Source organism: Rufibacter psychrotolerans (genome assembly GCF_016924645.1).
Classification (GTDB): Bacteria; Bacteroidota; Bacteroidia; order Cytophagales; family Hymenobacteraceae; genus Nibribacter; species Nibribacter psychrotolerans.
The window spans coordinates 58,906-75,516 of sequence record NZ_JAFFJV010000004.1 but is presented as its reverse complement, the minus strand read 5'-3'; the positions used below and the strand labels follow the sequence as shown (position 1 = coordinate 75,516).

The 16,611-nt window shown below is 57.0% G+C and carries 15 protein-coding genes; 11 read left to right on the top strand and 4 right to left on the bottom strand.

The window, feature by feature from the left end; all coding sequences use genetic code 11:
* Positions 1 to 135: 135 nt before the first annotated feature.
* Positions 136 to 1,674, top strand: a complete 1,539-nt coding sequence (gene zwf / locus JT718_RS04790) for a glucose-6-phosphate dehydrogenase (protein ID WP_205500736.1) — start codon at positions 136 to 138, stop codon at positions 1,672 to 1,674.
* A complete protein-coding gene (gene pgl / locus JT718_RS04785; protein WP_205500735.1) occupies positions 1,671 to 2,393 on the top strand; it encodes a 6-phosphogluconolactonase in 723 nt (240 codons plus the stop codon). Before zwf ends, pgl begins: the two co-directional genes overlap by 4 nt.
* Positions 2,394 to 2,452: 59 nt before the next feature.
* Here pgl and JT718_RS04780 read toward each other — a convergent pair whose 3' ends face one another.
* Together JT718_RS04780 and JT718_RS04775 are read right to left on the bottom strand one after the other, a co-directional pair.
* Positions 2,453 to 2,809: a cupin domain-containing protein gene (locus JT718_RS04780; protein WP_205500734.1), complete on the bottom strand. Its 357-nt coding sequence runs from the start codon at positions 2,807 to 2,809 to the stop codon at positions 2,453 to 2,455.
* 175 nt (positions 2,810 to 2,984) lie between these two features.
* Entirely contained in the window at positions 2,985 to 4,076 is a 1,092-nt protein-coding gene (locus JT718_RS04775) for a BamA/TamA family outer membrane protein (protein WP_205500733.1), read from the bottom strand.
* 448 nt (positions 4,077 to 4,524) lie between these two features.
* On the opposite strand from JT718_RS04775, the gene JT718_RS04770 reads away from it, so the two are divergent.
* The 8 genes from JT718_RS04770 to JT718_RS04735 all read left to right on the top strand — a co-directional run bounded on the left by JT718_RS04770 (position 4,525) and on the right by JT718_RS04735 (position 14,186).
* Positions 4,525 to 5,238, top strand: coding sequence for an HD domain-containing protein (locus JT718_RS04770; protein WP_205500732.1), 714 nt, complete (start codon positions 4,525 to 4,527; stop codon positions 5,236 to 5,238).
* On the top strand, positions 5,235 to 6,896 hold the full coding sequence (locus JT718_RS04765) for a M14 family metallopeptidase (RefSeq protein ID WP_205500731.1): 1,662 nt from the start codon (positions 5,235 to 5,237) through the stop codon (positions 6,894 to 6,896). The genes JT718_RS04770 and JT718_RS04765 overlap by 4 nt, the downstream gene beginning before the upstream one ends.
* A 9-nt stretch (positions 6,897 to 6,905) precedes the next feature.
* Positions 6,906 to 8,657, top strand: coding sequence for a M14 family metallopeptidase (locus tag JT718_RS04760; RefSeq protein ID WP_205500730.1), 1,752 nt, complete (start codon positions 6,906 to 6,908; stop codon positions 8,655 to 8,657).
* Between the two features lie 236 nt (positions 8,658 to 8,893).
* Entirely contained in the window at positions 8,894 to 9,151 is a 258-nt protein-coding gene (locus JT718_RS04755) for a hypothetical protein (RefSeq protein ID WP_205500729.1), read from the top strand.
* A 70-nt stretch (positions 9,152 to 9,221) separates the two neighbouring features.
* Complete coding sequence (gyrA, locus tag JT718_RS04750; protein ID WP_205500728.1) at positions 9,222 to 11,762, top strand: DNA gyrase subunit A; 2,541 nt, start codon at positions 9,222 to 9,224, stop codon at positions 11,760 to 11,762.
* A gap of 61 nt (positions 11,763 to 11,823) precedes the next feature.
* Positions 11,824 to 12,981, top strand: coding sequence for a tetratricopeptide repeat protein (locus JT718_RS04745; RefSeq protein ID WP_205500727.1), 1,158 nt, complete (start codon positions 11,824 to 11,826; stop codon positions 12,979 to 12,981).
* A 149-nt stretch (positions 12,982 to 13,130) separates the two neighbouring features.
* Positions 13,131 to 13,523, top strand: a complete 393-nt coding sequence (locus JT718_RS04740) for a methylglyoxal synthase (RefSeq protein WP_205500726.1) — start codon at positions 13,131 to 13,133, stop codon at positions 13,521 to 13,523.
* A gap of 93 nt (positions 13,524 to 13,616) precedes the next feature.
* Positions 13,617 to 14,186: a DUF4136 domain-containing protein gene (locus JT718_RS04735; RefSeq protein ID WP_205500725.1), complete on the top strand. Its 570-nt coding sequence runs from the start codon at positions 13,617 to 13,619 to the stop codon at positions 14,184 to 14,186.
* A 94-nt stretch (positions 14,187 to 14,280) separates the two neighbouring features.
* On the opposite strand, the gene JT718_RS04730 is transcribed toward JT718_RS04735, so the two are convergent.
* Both JT718_RS04730 and JT718_RS04725 read right to left on the bottom strand, forming a co-directional pair.
* Positions 14,281 to 14,661 carry a hypothetical protein gene (locus tag JT718_RS04730; protein ID WP_205500724.1) on the bottom strand — a complete coding sequence of 127 codons (381 nt, stop codon included), beginning with the start codon at positions 14,659 to 14,661 and terminating at the stop codon, positions 14,281 to 14,283.
* A 102-nt stretch (positions 14,662 to 14,763) separates the two neighbouring features.
* Positions 14,764 to 15,459: a LuxR C-terminal-related transcriptional regulator gene (locus JT718_RS04725; protein ID WP_205500723.1), complete on the bottom strand. Its 696-nt coding sequence runs from the start codon at positions 15,457 to 15,459 to the stop codon at positions 14,764 to 14,766.
* A gap of 532 nt (positions 15,460 to 15,991) precedes the next feature.
* On the opposite strand from JT718_RS04725, the gene JT718_RS04720 reads away from it, so the two are divergent.
* Entirely contained in the window at positions 15,992 to 16,303 is a 312-nt protein-coding gene (locus JT718_RS04720) for a hypothetical protein (RefSeq protein ID WP_205500722.1), read from the top strand.
* Positions 16,304 to 16,611 lie beyond the last annotated feature (308 nt).

Below are 16,611 nucleotides of genomic sequence, written 5' to 3'. Positions count from 1 at the left end.
GATTATTTTACCGCCCGCTCGTATGAGCCATAAAACAGGCTACCAAGCGCCCACCTGAAAACCCGGGCCCCCTGCGTTGGTGCAGAGGGCCCGGGCGGGGGCGCTGGTGCAGAATAGGGCCTGACGTGTATCATTATGAAAGCAGTAAAGAAAGCGGCCCCCACCATTGTGGTGATCTTTGGGGGCACCGGTGATCTCACCAAACGGAAGCTGTTGCCCGCCTTTTACCACCTGTACCTGGCGGGCTGGCTGCCCCAGGAGTTTGCCATCATCGGCCTAGGCCGCACGCCGCTGGACGATGAACGCTACCGCACCCGCCTGCGGGAGGGCCTGGAGGAGTTCTCCCGCACCGGCAAACCCGACCCCGACAAATGGCAGGCGTTCAACCCCCACATCACATACCTGACCTCTGACATCAACGACCCCCAGGCCTACCAACAACTGGCCCAAAAGCTGGAGGAGCTGGAGGCTGCCTGGGAAACGCGCGCCAACCGCTTGTTCTACCTGTCCATTGCCCCGCAGTTCATTGGCCCGGCCACCACGTACCTCCACCAGACGGGCCTGGCGCCAGATGCCGCCCGCGACCGCATCATCGTGGAGAAACCCTTCGGGAAAGACCTGGAGACGGCCCGCCAGCTGAACCAGCTGCTCACCCGCAACTTTCAGGAGGGCCAGATTTACCGCATAGACCATTACCTGGGCAAAGAGACCGTGCAGAACATTCTGGCGTTCCGGTTTGCCAACGCCCTGTTTGAGCCCACCTGGAACCGCAACTACATTGACTTTGTGCAGATCAGCGTGGCCGAGCAGGTGGGCGTGGAAGACCGGGGAGGATACTATGAAGGGGCCGGCGCCCTGCGCGACATGATCCAGAACCACCTGCTGCAGCTGCTGTGCATGGTGGCCATGGAGCCGCCGGTCTCCTTTGAGGCCGAGGAGATCAGGAACCGCAAGGCCGACGTGCTGCGCGCCATCCGCCGCCTCACCCCCGACCAGGTGAACAAAAGCGCCGTGCGGGGGCAGTACGGGCCCGGGTGGCTGCGGGGCAACCGCGTGCCCGGCTACCGCGAGGAACCCGGCGTAGACCCGCAGTCCAACACCGAGACCTACGCCGCCGTGAAGTTCTACCTGGACAACTGGCGCTGGCAGGGCGTGCCGTTTTACCTGCGCACCGGCAAACGTATGCAGGAAAAGACCTCTTCCATCACGGTGCAGTTCAGGCCGGTGCCGCATTCCACGTTTGCGGCCACCATGTCTGAGAACCTGCTGCCCAACCGGCTCACCATCAACATCCAACCCCAGATGGACATCCGCCTGCGGTTTACCGCCAAACGCCCCGGCCTGGAGATGGACCTCACGCCCGCCGAAATGGTCTTTGATTACGGCCACAGCTCCACCCAAGCCCCCGAAGCCTACGAGACCCTGCTCCTGGATGCCCTGCAGGGCGATGCCACCCTGTTCATGCGGTCAGACCAGGTAGAGGTGGCCTGGGAGGTAATCACGCCCATCCTGGAAACCTGGGAGTCACGGCCCTCGCTGGATTTTCCCAACTACTCGGCCGGCATGTGGGGCCCCGAGAACGCCGAGGCCCTCATCGCCCGTGAAGGGCACACCTGGGCCGTCTCCACCCACTTCGGGGGCCGCCCTAAAGACCAGGAACCAACAAAAGCATGATCAAGATCTTCCCAAATACAGCGGAGTTGAGCCAGGCGGCGGCACAGGTTTTTACCCAGACCGCCCGGCAAGCCGTGCAGGAAAACGGCCGGTTTGCCGTGGCGCTCACGGGCGGCTCTTCCCCCAGGCAACTGTACCAACTGCTGGCCCAAGCGCCCTACCGGGAGCAGGTGCCCTGGGAGCAGACCCTGGTGTTCTGGGGCGATGAACGGTGGGTGCCTCTCTCTGATGAGCGGAGCAACGCCCGCATGGCCTTCCAGACGCTGTTAGACCAGGTACCGGTACCCCAGGACCAGATTTTCCCGATGTGGGGCGAAGGCTCCCCAGACCAGTTTGCCCATGTTTATGAAAAAACGCTCCGGAAACAGCTGGGCCCCGCCGCCCGGTTTGACCTGGTCTTGCTGGGGATGGGCGATGACGGGCATACCGCCTCGCTGTTCCCGCGCACCGCGGTGCTGCAGGAGCGCGAGCGGCTGGTGCAGGCCTACTTCCTGGAGGCCCAGAACATGCACCGCATCACCTTAACCGCCCCCTGCCTTAACCAGGCTCGGAAGATTGTGTTCATGACCTTTGGGGAGAAAAAAGCCCCTGCCTTGTATGAAGTGCTGGAGGGCGAACGCAATTCGGCCCAGTACCCCGCGCAACTCATTCAGCCTGAGCGGGGAGAAGTGCTCTGGTTGGTAGACGAGGCGGCCGCCAATAAACTCTCCTCAACGTAGTTTCGGAGCCGTTTTTCAGGAAATAGGGCAAAAAACCGCTTTGAGCAAAAGGGAGTTGATCAATCGGGCACGAAGTTGAGTGGGGTATTCTGGTCAAAGACGGCGTAGGCCCGTTTCCAGGGGGCATCGTCCAGGAGCCTCCACTTATGACCCGCGCCAGTGGTGTCCATGGCAATCAAGACCTCGCCGGGGCGCAGCACAAAGGTTTCGCCCAGGCTGGTGGTGAACTCCAGGGTGCCGGTGAGGGTGAGCACGTATTGAGTGTCGGGGGCGGTGTGCCAGTCGTACACGCCCTGGGGCGCGGTTTCCTTGAAGTGCAGGGTCTTTACCTGGGTGAACTCAAGCGGGGTAATGGTGCCCTGCTCAAACCTGGAATTCCCGTCCGCATCAGCATACAATCTATAGGCCTTGATCATGGTTTAATGGCTTGGTCAATTCCCTTATACCCGAAAAAGGCGGTTGTGTTACCTGGCCGCGGCGGCAAGCGAGGAGCACTGAGCGAGAATCTCAGCGGTAAGTGCGGACCGTCAGGGCAAAACTTTCCTCAGAGTCAGCCGAAGGCGTTTGGGGGCTTTTTCCTGGAAAACAGGGCTAAAACGCCTCAGAGAAGGCAAAATACAGGTACATGCCCTGGTCAGAGAAGGCCACGTCGCCGCGCACCACCATGCCCTCGTTGTTGAGTTTGTAGCGCAGGCCGGTGCCGCCGGTGAGGTGGAACTTGTTCAGCCTGAAATCGGGGATACGTTGGGAGACCTGCCCGGCCCCGCCGAACACCGCCCCGCCAATGCGCCAGAACAGCGGGAAACGGTAGTCGGCCTGCACAACAGCGGCGTCTTCATCCCGGAAACGTCCCTCCAGCAGCCCGCGCATCACGTACACCCCGCCCAGGGGCGAGAGGAACTGGAACGGCGCATCGCCGGTCACGAACGAGAAAAGCCCCTGCACCGCAAACACGCCGGGGCCCAGCCGACGGTAGTTCCGCAGGTCCAGCTTGTACCGGTTGAAATTGGTCTCGCTGCCCAGGAACTTATGGAAGAACAAGGCCGAAAACTGGTGGAACGAACCACGAGAGGGCGTGAACACGTTGTCGCGGCTGTCTACCATGAACACGGGGCCCAGACCCGATGAACGGGTGCCTTCGCTGCCCAGAATGGTCTTGCCGGCCAACTGCCGACCCGCCTCCACCTTGGGGATGGTCTCATGCTTGAACTCGTAGCGGCCGCCCAGGTACACCTTCCGGAAGACCTGGTGCTCATACTGGGCAATCACGTTCACGGTGCGGCTGGTGTAGGCTTCCTCGGCATGGTCCGGCGAGTCGTTCCCAATCCCGAAGAAAAAGTAGGGGTAGTCGTTGTACTCCACCAGGCCGTACAGGTGCTCTGCGTTGTGCTTGCGCCAGACATCGGCCGTGAACGAGGTTAGGATCTGCTTGCGGGTGGTGTACACCGCCATGGGCGAAAAGAGCATGGGCCGGTCGGTGGGCCGGTGCCCCTCAGACTTGCGCACGTAGATGGGCTTGATGCCCACCCCAATCTGGGTCTCGGGGGTATAGAAGGCCACGGGGTAAACGGTCAGCCGCTTGGAGGCCGGTGCCACCGAGTCGGGCGAGGTTTCCGGGCCGGTCTGGGCAAGGGCAAGCCCGCTCAGGCACGTAAAAGCGAAGGCAAGTAGGGTTGTTTTCAAGTGCTTCTGGGTTTGCTGTCTGCCCCTCTATACGGGTATATGCTGATTTGAATATATAAAAAATAAACAATTTTTTTAAACCCGGGCGCTTATTTTAGGGGTTTCAGTCCTAGAAGGTTACACTTGGCCAGTGCAGGAGCGGCAAGAGGCGGCTTCTTGGTTAAAGCACATGTCGGCAAGCCTGGGGCGTTTACCAGATGTACGCTTGGCCCTGGCCTCAGCGGCGCTTGGGGGCCGCTCCGGTTTCGGGCCCGTTTTCCGCAAAACGGGCACAAAACCGGGCTACCCGCCCACCTCGGCTTTGCCAACTTGCAGGGCAGATAGAACTGGTTTACCGCAGGGAAGGAGGCATTTTAGGCTAAATTATAAAACCGCTGTGGGGTAAGTTGTTACCTTTGCAGCACACCCGCGGCTGCGGGCTTTTCTTATTTTTGAGTAGTTTGCTAGGATGAAGGCCGAAGAATTAGTGGCAGTGACTGCCCAACACGTGGAGAAATTATTTGCCGGCGAAGGCTCTGGACATGACTGGTGGCACATTAAGCGGGTGTGGCAGAACGCCCTGCAGATTGGCCGCCAAGAGCAGGCCGACCTGACCATTGTGCAGCTGGGCGCCCTGCTCCATGACATTGCCGACTGGAAGTTCCATGCCGGCGATGAGGAAGCCGGCCCCCGCGCGGCCCGGGAGTGGCTTGCCTCGCACCATGCCCCCGAAAGCCTGATCGCGCGGGTGTGTCAGATCATCAGGGAGGTCACCTTCAAAGGCGCGGGCGTAGACACCACGCCCTCCACCCTGGAAGCCCAGGTAGTACAGGACGCCGACCGGCTGGATGCCATCGGGGCCATCGGGATTGGGCGGGCCTTTGCCTACGGCGGCCACAAGGGGCGCGAGATGTACCACCCGGGGCAAGCGCCGCAGCTGCACGCCTCCTTTGAGGAATACAAGAAGAACCAGGCCCCTACGCTCAACCACTTCTACGAGAAACTCTTCCTGCTGAAAGACCGCCTGAACACCCGCACCGGTTTGCAGATGGCCCAGGAGCGGCACCAGTACATGCAGCAGTTTGTGCAACAGTTCCTGCGGGAGTGGCACGGCGAAGAACCGGCGCCTGCCGCCTTCCAAGTGGACGCATCTGGAGTTACCACCCCTTCCGCTTCCTCATGAATAAAATCCTTTCATCGGCGGTGCTGGGGGTGGTGCTCACCGGAATCAGCTCCCTGGCCCTGGCCCAGCGCGACTACCAGAGTTACGACCAGCTCACCGCCCGCCTCAAGAAACTAAGCAGCCGCTACAGCCAGCTCAGCTCCCTGACCACCGTGGGCAAGACAGCCACCGGTAAAGAGGTGTGGCTCCTTACCCTGGGGCGGGAGGCCGCGGCCCAGAAACCCGCCGTGGTCATCGCCGCCGGGGTAGAGGGCACCCAGCTGGCCACCACCGAGCTGGTGATGCAGATGGCCGAGCAGATGCTGCAGGCCGCGGTGCTGCAGGACTCGGTGCGCGAGCTGCTGCAGACCAGGACCTTTTACCTGTTCCCCAACCTCATGCCCGACGCCTCTGAGCAGTACCATGAGAAACTGCGCTGGGAACGCACTGCCAATGCCCAGCCCATTGACGATGACCGCGACGGCCGCATGTTTGAAGATCCGTTTGAGGACCTGAACCGCGACGGGCTCATTACCATGATGCGCGTGAAGAGCAAGACCGGCACGTTCAGACCTTCCAAGGAAAATCCCCGCGTGATGGTGCCCGCCGACCTGACCAAAGGCGAGCAAGGCGAGTACCACCTGTTCACCGAAGGCATTGACAACGACAAAGACGGCAAATGGAACGAAGACCCCGAGGGCGGCGTGGTGTTCAACCGCAATTTCACCTTTGAGTACCCGTACTTCCAGCCCGGGGCCGGGGAGCACCCCATCTCTGAGCGCGAAACCAAAGCCTTCGCCGACTTCCTGTTTGAGGCCCGCAACGTGTACGCGGTGTTTGTGTTCGGGCCGGCCAATACCCTCACCGAGCCCCAGCGCTACCAACAGGACAAGGCCGCCGGCCCCCTCATCAGCGGGCTGCTGGAGAAAGATGCCCTGGTGCAGGAAGAAGTTTCCCGGCTCTACAACAGTACCACCCAGGCCAAAAACGCGCCCAGGGTAGCACCCACCGGGGGCGATGTGCTGCAGTGGGCCTACTATCACTACGGCAGGTTCAGCTACAGCACGCCCGGGTGGTGGGTGCCGGCCATGCCCCGGCCCGAGGGCGAAAACCAGGAGCAAGAAGCAACTCAGGCCCCGGGGCACGAAGACGAGAACTTCCTCCGCTGGGCCGAGGCCCACGACTACGTGGGCACCTTTGTGCCCTGGAAAGCCATCCAGCACCCCGACTTTCCGGGGCAGCAGGTGGAGGTAGGCGGCCTGGCGCCGTACGTGAAGCATACCCCGCCCGTTCACCTGCTGGAACCCTTGGCCACCAGGCACTTCCGGTTTTTCGCCGCTTTTGCCAAAAAGATGCCCCAACTGAGAATAGGGAACATTCACCTGGAGAAAGCAGGAGAGGGGCTCACCCGCATCATTGCCGAGGTGGTGAACCAGGGCTCCCTGCCCACCCACGCCGAGATAGGGGATAAAACCAAGTGGGTACAGAAAGTGCGCGTAACGCTCAAGCTCACCAACGGGCAGCAGGTAGTATCGGGCAACCCCGTCCAGCTGAGCAATGCCCTGGCCGGAGGAGCAAAATTTCAGGTTTCCTGGGTGGTGAAGGGCAATGGCTACGTACAGGTAGAGGCCAGCAGCCCCACGGCCGGCAAACAATCCAAAGAAGTGTACCTACGCTAACGCAGAACAATGAAGAAGATACTAGCAGGGGTTGCGTTTCTGGCCGCCGGGCTCCAGTTTTCCGGTGTTCCATCGGCCTGGGCCCAAACGCCTGAGCAGGTATTCCAGGCCACCGGATGGCCCCAGAACCCAAGGGTGAGCGTGAACTGGAACCGGTACTATGACTACGCGGGCCTCACCGAGATTTGCGCCAAACTGGCCAAGGCGTTCCCAGACCTGGTCAAGCTGGAGACCATTGGCGAGTCCTTTGAGGGCCGCCGCATCTGGGTCTTGACCGTCACCGATTTCACCAGCGGCGAACCCGAGACCAAACCCGCCCTGTACCTGGACGGCAGCATCCGCTCAAACCAAATCCAGGGGGCCGAGTTCGCGCTGTACACCGCCTGGTACCTGGCCGAGCACTTCCAGAACAATGGGTTCATCAAGGAACTGCTGCGGCACAAAACGTTTTACATCCTGCCCACCATCAACCCAGACGGCCGTGACTTTCTCATGCACGCAGCCAGCAAAGGCCAACTGGTGCGTACGGGCATGATTCCCATTGACGATGACGCCGATGGGCTGATAGACGAAGACCAACCCGAAGACCTGAACCAGGATGGCTTTATCACGCTCATGCGCCGCAAATCCGCGAAGGGCAACTACGTTCCAGACCCTAAAAACCCGCTCAGGATGGTACCGGCCCCGGCAGGCCAGACCGGCGAGTACGAACTGCTGGGCTACGAGGGCCTGGACTCTGACGGCGATGGCCTGGTGAACGAAGATGCGCCAGGCTACTATGACCCCAACCGCGACTGGGGCTGGAACTGGCAACCCGATTACATCCAACCCGGAGCCTACAAATACCCTTTCTCCCTGCCCGAAACCCGGGCCGTAAAGGAGTTCATCATGCTGCACCCCAACATTGCCGGGGCCCAAAGTTACCACTACAACGGCGGGATAGAGGTAGTGGGCCCGAGAGTTGAAGGAAGTCCGGCAACCAACCAGCACCCCGACCAGGCGGTGTATGGACGGCTGCTTCAGCAAGCCGAGCAAGTAATCCCCGATTTTACCTACCGGGAGGTTTCCACCGGGCTGATGGCGGGCTACAGCGGCAAGCTGAACTGGTTCCAGGCGGCGCGCGGGGTCTTCACCTTCTCCAATGAACTTTTGGCCCCTTACCTGCAATTTGACCGGAAACTGGCCTTAGAAGGCGCGCCAGAGGTGACCCAGGAAGAGCTGGACAAGATGCTCCTGTTCCAGGATGCCTACGTGGAATGGACCTCCTTTGAGCACCCCACGTACGGTCCCATTGAGATTGGAGGCTTCAACCGGAACCATCTCTTGCTGCACCCCAGCTTCTTGCTGGCCGAAGACGCCCACCGCAACATGGCCCTTACCCTGTACCAGGCCTACCAATTGCCGCACCTGGAGATACAGGGGGTAACCACTAAACGGCTGCCCAACGGCCTTACCGAAGTGGTGGCCACCGTGACCAACACGCGGCTCCTGCCCACCCATTCCAGCCAGGACCTGCAGCTGCGCATTGAACGCCCCGACTTTATCTCGCTCAAAGACTCCACCGTGGTATCAGGTATGGTGTTGGAGAATGGCCCGCCGGGCAAAGCGACTGAGCAGAAACTCAACCCCGCCCGCCTGGAGGTGCCTAACATCCCGGGCAGGGGCACCGTGAAAGTGCGCTGGACCGTGCTGGCCCACAAACCCAACCTAACGGTGGAGGTGAACAGCAAAAAAGGCGGCATCGTGACACGGCGTTTTTAACCTGTTTTTCTCTAAATAGCCCTAAAACAGAAAAGGGCAGCCTTTTGCTTGGCTGTCCTTTTCTGTTTTAGCTGCACAGGAGCTAGTACAGCGCAGGTCGGCGGTATGAAGAGTATTGGCTAACCGTCAATTCTGACGCGGTAGGGCAATAGGATTATAGCTATGAAATGACAAGGGTTTACCAGTTTAGAGCTTTAATTTCTACCTTGTAAAAAATCAACCCCTACGTTTTCCTTATGAAGTACATGTTAGGTAGACAACTTTTCCCTGTTGCATTGCTGCTGGTGGGCAGCCTGGCCCTGTCCTGCCGCCCCAGTTGCCCCATTAATTCGTGCCAGACCCGCATGGTGCACCGCCACGGCGAAGGCGAGTACCGGGGCATGCCCTGGTACAAAAAACAGAATCCCAGAATAGGCGAGAAGCTGCCCAAACCCAGCAAGGAAATGAAGCAGGAAATGTCTGGAAAGAGCAGCCGCAAGAAGGCTAAAAATTAGTATTTCACTATCTTTCTGCGTAAATTGCAGGCTTATAAAAAGTACAAAATTTAAGCTCTATTGAAGTAAAATGGCAGAAAACGAGCGGATCATTCCCATCAACATTGAGGACGAGATGCGGGGCGCGTACATTGACTACTCAATGTCCGTTATCATTTCCCGGGCGCTTCCTGATGTGCGCGATGGTTTGAAACCTGTGCACCGCAGAGTGTTGTATGGGATGTCTGAATTAGGGGTTTCCTATAACAAAGCATACAAGAAATCCGCCAGGATTGTTGGGGAAGTGTTGGGTAAGTACCACCCGCACGGCGACAGCTCAGTGTACGAGACCATGGTGCGCATGGCCCAACCCTGGTCCCTGCGCTACCCTTTGGTAGACGGACAGGGGAACTTCGGGTCAATTGACGGCGACTCCCCGGCGGCCATGCGTTACACCGAGGCCCGCCTCAAGCGCATAGCCGACGAGTTGCTGGCCGACCTGGAGAAGAACACCGTGGACTTTGTGCCCAACTTTGACGACTCCCTCAAGGAACCCAGCGTGCTGCCGGCCAAGCTGCCCAACCTGCTGGTAAACGGTACCTCGGGCATTGCCGTGGGCATGGCCACCAACATGGCCCCCCACAACCTCACCGAAGTGGTGAACGGCATCATCGCCTACATTGATGACCCGCAGATTACCGTGGCCGACCTCATGAAGTACATCACCGCGCCTGATTTCCCCACCGGAGGAATTATCTACGGGTACGATGGCGTGAAATCGGCGTTTGAAACCGGCCGCGGTCGCGTGATTGTGCGAGCCAAAGCGGTGATTGAAACGTCTAAAACGGGCAAGGACCAGATCATTGTCACTGAGATTCCCTACATGGTGAACAAAGCCGCCATGATTGAGAAGACCGCAGCCCTCATCAACGAGAAGAAAATTGAAGGCATCTCTGACCTGCGCGATGAGTCGGACCGCGAAGGCTTGCGCATTGTGTATGACCTGAAGCGCGACGCCGTGCCCAACGTGGTCCTGAACAACCTGTTCAAGTACACACAGTTGCAGTCTTCCTTCGGGGTGAACAACGTAGCCCTGGTGGCCGGCCGGCCCATGACCCTGAACCTGAAAGACCAGATCAAGCACTTTGTGGACCACCGCCACGAAGTGGTGATCCGGCGGACCGAGTTTGAGCTGGAAGAGGCCCGCAAGCGCGCCCACATCCTGGAGGGCTTGCTGATTGCCCTGGACAACCTGGATGAGGTGATCAACCTGATTCGCTCTTCGCGCGACCCAGAGATTGCCCGCACCGGTTTGATTGAGCGGTTCAGCCTGTCAGACATTCAGGCCCGGGCCATTCTGGACATGCGTCTGCAGCGGTTAACCGGCCTGGAGCGCGACAAGATTGTGAAAGAGTACGAGGAGATCAAGCAGCAGATTGATTACCTGACCCAAGTGCTGGCCGACGAGGGCCTGAGAATGAGCATCATCAAAGAGGAGCTCACCGACCTGAGAGACCGCTACGGCGACGAGCGCCGCACCCAGATTGAAATGGTGTCCAGTGACATCTCCCTGGAAGACATGATCCCGGATGAGAACATGGTGATCACCATCTCGCACGAGGGCTACATCAAGCGCACGCCCCTGGTTGAATACCGCAGCCAAAGCCGGGGTGGGGTAGGTTCAAGGGGCGTGGCCGCGTCTAAGCAGGACGACTTCACCGAGCACCTGTTCATTGCGAGCACGCACAATTACCTGCTCATCTTTACCGAAGCCGGCAAAGTGTTCTGGTTAAAAGTGTACGAAATTCCGGAAGGCGGCAAGACCACCAAAGGACGCGCCATCCAGAACCTGATCAACATTGAGAAAGAAGACAAGGTACGGGCGGTGATCAACGTACACGGGCTCAAGAACCCAGACTACGTCCTCAACAACTACCTGGTGTTCTGCACCGAGCAGGGCACCATCAAGAAAACACCGCTGGAGGCGTATTCAAGACCAAGAGCCGCCGGTATCCAGGCCATCACCATCAACGAGGGCGACCGCCTGCTGGACGTGCAGCTCACCAACGGGGCCAATGATATCATCATTGCGCTGCGTTCTGGCCGGGCCGTTCGCTTCAACGAGGAGAAGGTACGTACCATGGGCCGTACGGCGGCCGGGGTGCGTGGCGTAACCTTAGCCGGAGACGACGACAAAGTAGTTGGTATGGTTTGTGTACACAACCCAGATACCAATTTGCTGGTAGTTTCTGAAAAAGGCTTCGGAAAGAGATCAGCGCTGGAAGAGTACCGGATTACCAACCGCGGCGGGAAAGGGGTGAAAACCCTCAACATCACCGAGAAAACCGGGCACTTAGTGGCCATCATGGGTGTTCTGGACTCAGACGACCTCATGATCATCAACAAATCGGGCATTACCATCCGCCTGCGGGTGGCAGATCTGCGGGTGATTGGCCGGGTGTCACAAGGGGTACGGTTGATCAGGCTGAACGAGGGCGATGAGATTTCTTCCGTAGCCAAGATTGAAGTGGAGGACAAAACCGAAGTGATCCTGAACGAATCTGAGCTGCCGGTAGACGAAGCCCTGAACCCGACCGATCTTATTGATCCGGAGACAATAAGTGAGAACTAAGTTCGCTTATCTGTTTAAACCTTATTAGTATTACACAAACAACCATAATCTAAAGAAAGCAATGAAAAAGTTTCTTTTAACTGCTGCCGCGGTAGTCTCTATGCAAATAGCCTTTGCCCAGAACTCAGCCGTGACCAGTGCGATCATGTACCAGCAGAAAGGTACCCTTGACAAAGCCAAAGAAGAGATTGACAAAGCCGTAGGCCACGAGAAAACCAAGGCTGCCCCAAAGGCCTGGTACTACAAAGGCGTGATTTACCAGGACATGTCAACGCACCCCATCTACGGCAAACTGATGGACCCGGCCGAGGCTTCCAAACAAGCCTTTGAGGCGTTCAACAAAACCATTGAGCTGGAGTCTACCGCCAAGAAGAAAGAATTCACCGAGGAGGCCAACAAGCGCAAAGAGGCTCTGCAAAGCAACATGTACGCCTTTGCCCTGAACGCCGGGGTAGAGCACTACAACAACAAAAAGTTTGCCGAAGCCCAGAAAGCGTACCAGGAGGCCATCACCTACAAGCCGGAAGATACTACCGCGTACATCTATGCGGCCTACGCCGCTGCCGGTGCCGAGGACTACGCTTCTGCCAAGAAACTGTACAACCAGTTGGTAGACAAAAACCTGGCCTCTGCCACGGTGTTCAACCAGTTGCTGTACATTTCCTCCAACGTGGAGAAAAACGATCAGGAAACGCTGGCCATCCTGGAGAAAGCCCGCGCCAAGTACCCTAACGACCGTAACTTCATGTTACAGGAACTGGACCTGTACCTGAAATCGGGCAGAGAAACCGAGAGCATGGCCAAGCTGGATGCCGCTATTCAGGCAGACCCCAACAACGCCAACCTGTACACAGTGAAAGGGAACATGCTGGAGCGCCTGAAGAAACCAGAGGAAGCCCTGACCGCCTACCAGAAAGCCGCCGAGCTGGACCCGAACAACTTTGACGCGCAGTACAACCTGGGGGTGTTCTACTTCAACAAAGGAGCCAACCTGAACAACCGGGCCAACAAAATGAGCCTGGCCGAGTACCAGAAGAAGGGCAAAGCCATGCAGGCTGAAGCCAAAAAGTTCTTCGCGCAATCGCTGCCGCACTTTGAAGCTGCCCTGAAAGCCCAGCCGAAAGACCGCACCACCGTTCAGTCTCTGCTGAAAGTGTACACCGCCTTAGACAGACAGGCCGATGCCAAGCGCATGGATACCCTGCTGCAGCAACTGTAGTTTTTCATTGATTTCTCAAAAAGGGGCCTAAAAAGCCCCTTTTTTTGTGCGGTTACTTTTCCGGTATTCAAGAATTAAGATATAATTGCCTGCCTTTTATAGCCGGTTCCCCTAAAACTAGTAGCTTTAACCAAAACCAAATCGTTTGTATGCCTAAAGGAAAAGGAATTGCCATCATTGCCCATGACGGGAAAAAAGCCGAGATGATTGCCTTTGTGAAAGACCACGCTGCCCTCTTTCAGAACATCAAGCTGGTGGCAACCGGCACCACCGGTCAGTACGTGGAGCAGACGGGCCTCAAAGTAAAGAAACTCCTGTCGGGCCCCAAAGGGGGCGATGCGCAGATTGCCTCCCTGGTGGCCGAAGGAAAACTGCAGGCCGTTATCTTCTTCAGAGATCCGTTGGGCAAACACCCGCATGAACCAGACGTGCAGATGCTCATGCGCCTGTGCGACTTGCATAACGTGGCGCTGGCCACCAACCCCTCAACCGCCCGGTTAATGGTGCGGGGGCTGGAGGCAGATGCCGCCGCAGCGCAGTAAAGTGTAATGGTGTCTGCCGCGCCTACCTAACAATGATTAGGTAAACCATTCGTTCTCATTCCAGTACACTCAAACAGTACAAACGAGAGAACCATGAGACTGAAATGGATTGCAATTTGCCTGACCTTGCTGGCCTTCAACCTGGGGGCCTGCAATTCGGTGAGGGTAGTGAACACCAATGCCGCCCAGGATTTTAACCTTGGTAAATACCAGACCTTCAGTTTTATGGAGGTAACCACCAGCGCCGATACCGCGGGCATTCCCATTCCGCCGGAATACGTGAACTCCCTGAAACAGGAAATCACCAGACAACTGGCGCAGCGCGGCCTGCGACCTTCCGAATCTAATGCTGATTTGCAGGTGAACGTGGGCGTGGTGGTGCAGGAAAAGACCCAAACCCGCCAAACCGACATCAGGACCGACCCGCCTTTCTACATGGGGCAGCGCAGGTACACCTGGAAGAGCCGGGAAGTGGAGGTGGGCCGCTACAAAGAAGGCACCGTGTCGGTGCACCTGGTAGACCGGGCCAGCAATGAACTGGTCTGGAGCGCCGAGGCCGAGTCAGTGATCCCGGACAAAGCCGAGAAAGTGCAGGAAAGAATCTCGGAGGGCATGGAGAAGCTGTTTAGCGCTCTGCCTGCCGCCGGCACTTCGGCGAAATAAACCAACTTGTATTATGTTAACTAAAAAGGCTCCCTGGGAGCCTTTTTAGTTAAGGGAGAAGTTTAATACTGCAGGGCAGTAGTTCTGTGATGCCTCAGGATTTGCTGAGCTCAGCGATAAATTCGTCCAGGGTGTCTTTGCTGTAGCCAATCCGGCGGGCGTACTCCAGGCAGAGGTTGTATTCTTTGTCATCAATCCGGCCATCCTGCAAAACCATCAGGACCAGGGTCTGTAGTTCCATGGTTTTCTGCAGGCCTTCTTCCGGAATGATGAAGGACAACAGGGGCAGGTTGTTGGCAATTGGGGTGGTGTCTTCCTCGGTCAGGTTCAGGCGCCGGCCAATGTTCACCAGAAAATCGCTTTCCTGCTCGTCTACATACTTATCGGCAATGGCCACCAGAATCAGGTTCTGGAAGAAAGCCAGCTTTTTCTGCTTGGTATTTAAAAGTTCATCAAAGGAGGTCTGTGTCGCCATGGTTACGCAAATTAATTTTTCTATGCCTACCTCAATTTGCCTTTGAAAGTTGTGCCTGGCCCCAAATCTTTCCCGCAGAAACCGGGGCTGCCCCGGTTGGTCTTAGATAAGCCCGTGTTTCACCGAGTAGCTCAGCAATTCTGCGGTGTTGCTGCTGCTGGTCTTCTCCAGCATTTTCTTGCGGTGGTTGTGAATGGTGTTCACGCTGACGCAGAGCCGGTCGGCGATCTGCTTGCTGCTGAGGCCCTCATGAATGCACTGCAGCACTTCCACTTCGCGTTTGCTGAGCACGTCGCGGGTTTTCTCCGGGAAATAGATGGCTTTGTAGATGGGATTGCCTCCGCCGTCTGAAGTGAAAGCCTTGTCTACTTTCTCAATGGTGAAGATGATGCGGCTGTCTTCTTTGAAATGGCTGATGTCAATGACAAAGCCCAGGGCGGCCAGGGGCGTGTGGTCGGGGGCCAGGTAGAACACTGACCGCTGCAGCAGGCAAAGCAGCTGCTGGTCTTTCAGGACCACCCGGTAATTGAACGTGAATGAAAACGTAGGGGCGGTTTCCAGGGGTTGGCTCTTCAGGAACCCCATGATTTTGGGGAAGATCAGCGAATTGTAGGTCCGGTAATCGCTGCGGTGCCACAGGCTGGTGTAAAAGGAGGGACCCGCCTCTGCCAAGGTCTGCCGGCTGAGGCCCAGCAGCGGCTCACAGGCCTCGTCAAGGTGCAGGTATTTGCCGTTGGCGTAGTCTACCAGGTAGAAAATAGGGGCCTGCGCATAGAAAGCGTGGCTCTGGATGCCCAATTGCCGCCAGAGTTCTTCTGGCGCCGGAAGCTGGAAAACCGTAGCAGGTCGTGACCAGTTCAGCAACTCCTCATACGAGCCTGGGATAAGGTGTCATAAGCGGTGGCTTTAAATAACAAAATAGCTACAAATCACTATTGTGGTGCAATTCATGCCCAATTATCTTTACTAACGTTAATGAAATGACACAGTTATCTTCATTTAGCTAAAAGATTCTAAATAAGACAGGTGCCCGCGCCTTTTCTGGCTGTGGCTGGCAAAGGGCCTGTTAGGAATTTTCCTGGCCTGGGGTTAGCCCTGGGAGTGGCTTTGGGAGCAAACCAAGGCATACACAATTGATCATGAAAGCGAAAGCGGCCCACACCCGGGTCTGGTAAAAAAAGAGTTCTTCCGCCAAGCCCCTCATCATAATACCCATCAGCACCCTGTCCATCCTGGCACCCCAAGCCCTGTGGTCCACATCATCCCTACAGTTCCTTGTAGCCCTTCGTGTTTCCTTGAGAGTGTAAGTCCTTTTTTACGCGTTACCATCATGAAAAAACTCTTCTTGTTCATAGCCCTTTTCACGTTGCCTGTTCTGGGGTTTGCCCAGACACAACCCAAGAAACAACCCATTCCGGCCCAGGTGAAGTTAGATGAAGTGAAAATGTACCGGCAGCCTGGCACCTGTGCCGAAGTCCTGACCAGCCTGAAAACCACCGACGATATTCTGTACCATCGGAGGCATAACACGCACTGGGCCATTGTTTCTAAGGGAGATATGGTAGGCTACATCTTGTATGACGAACTCACCAATGCCAAGCCGAAGCCCCAGGTAGTAGCCATGGAGAAAAAGCGGAAATAGGACCGGGCTGGTTGTGTAGTCTAGAAAATAGATGTTCTTTAGAAAAGCTGCCGTTTTTAGGGCAGCTTTTTTTATGCCTTTGCCTGCGCAGCGCAGCAGGGCACGGCACCCAGAACTCCGCGCTGTCTGGACCAGTTTAGTACGCCCAACCACACCAAGTTTTTATCACTTGATTGCTGTTCGCGCAAGCATTCGTTTGTACTGCCTGGTTTAGACTTATTTTGATGAAACTGGCTGTAAAACGCTAACAACAATTCAATCAAGCTGTTTCGTAGCAGTTAATCCAGAAAATGGTTGAAATCATTCAC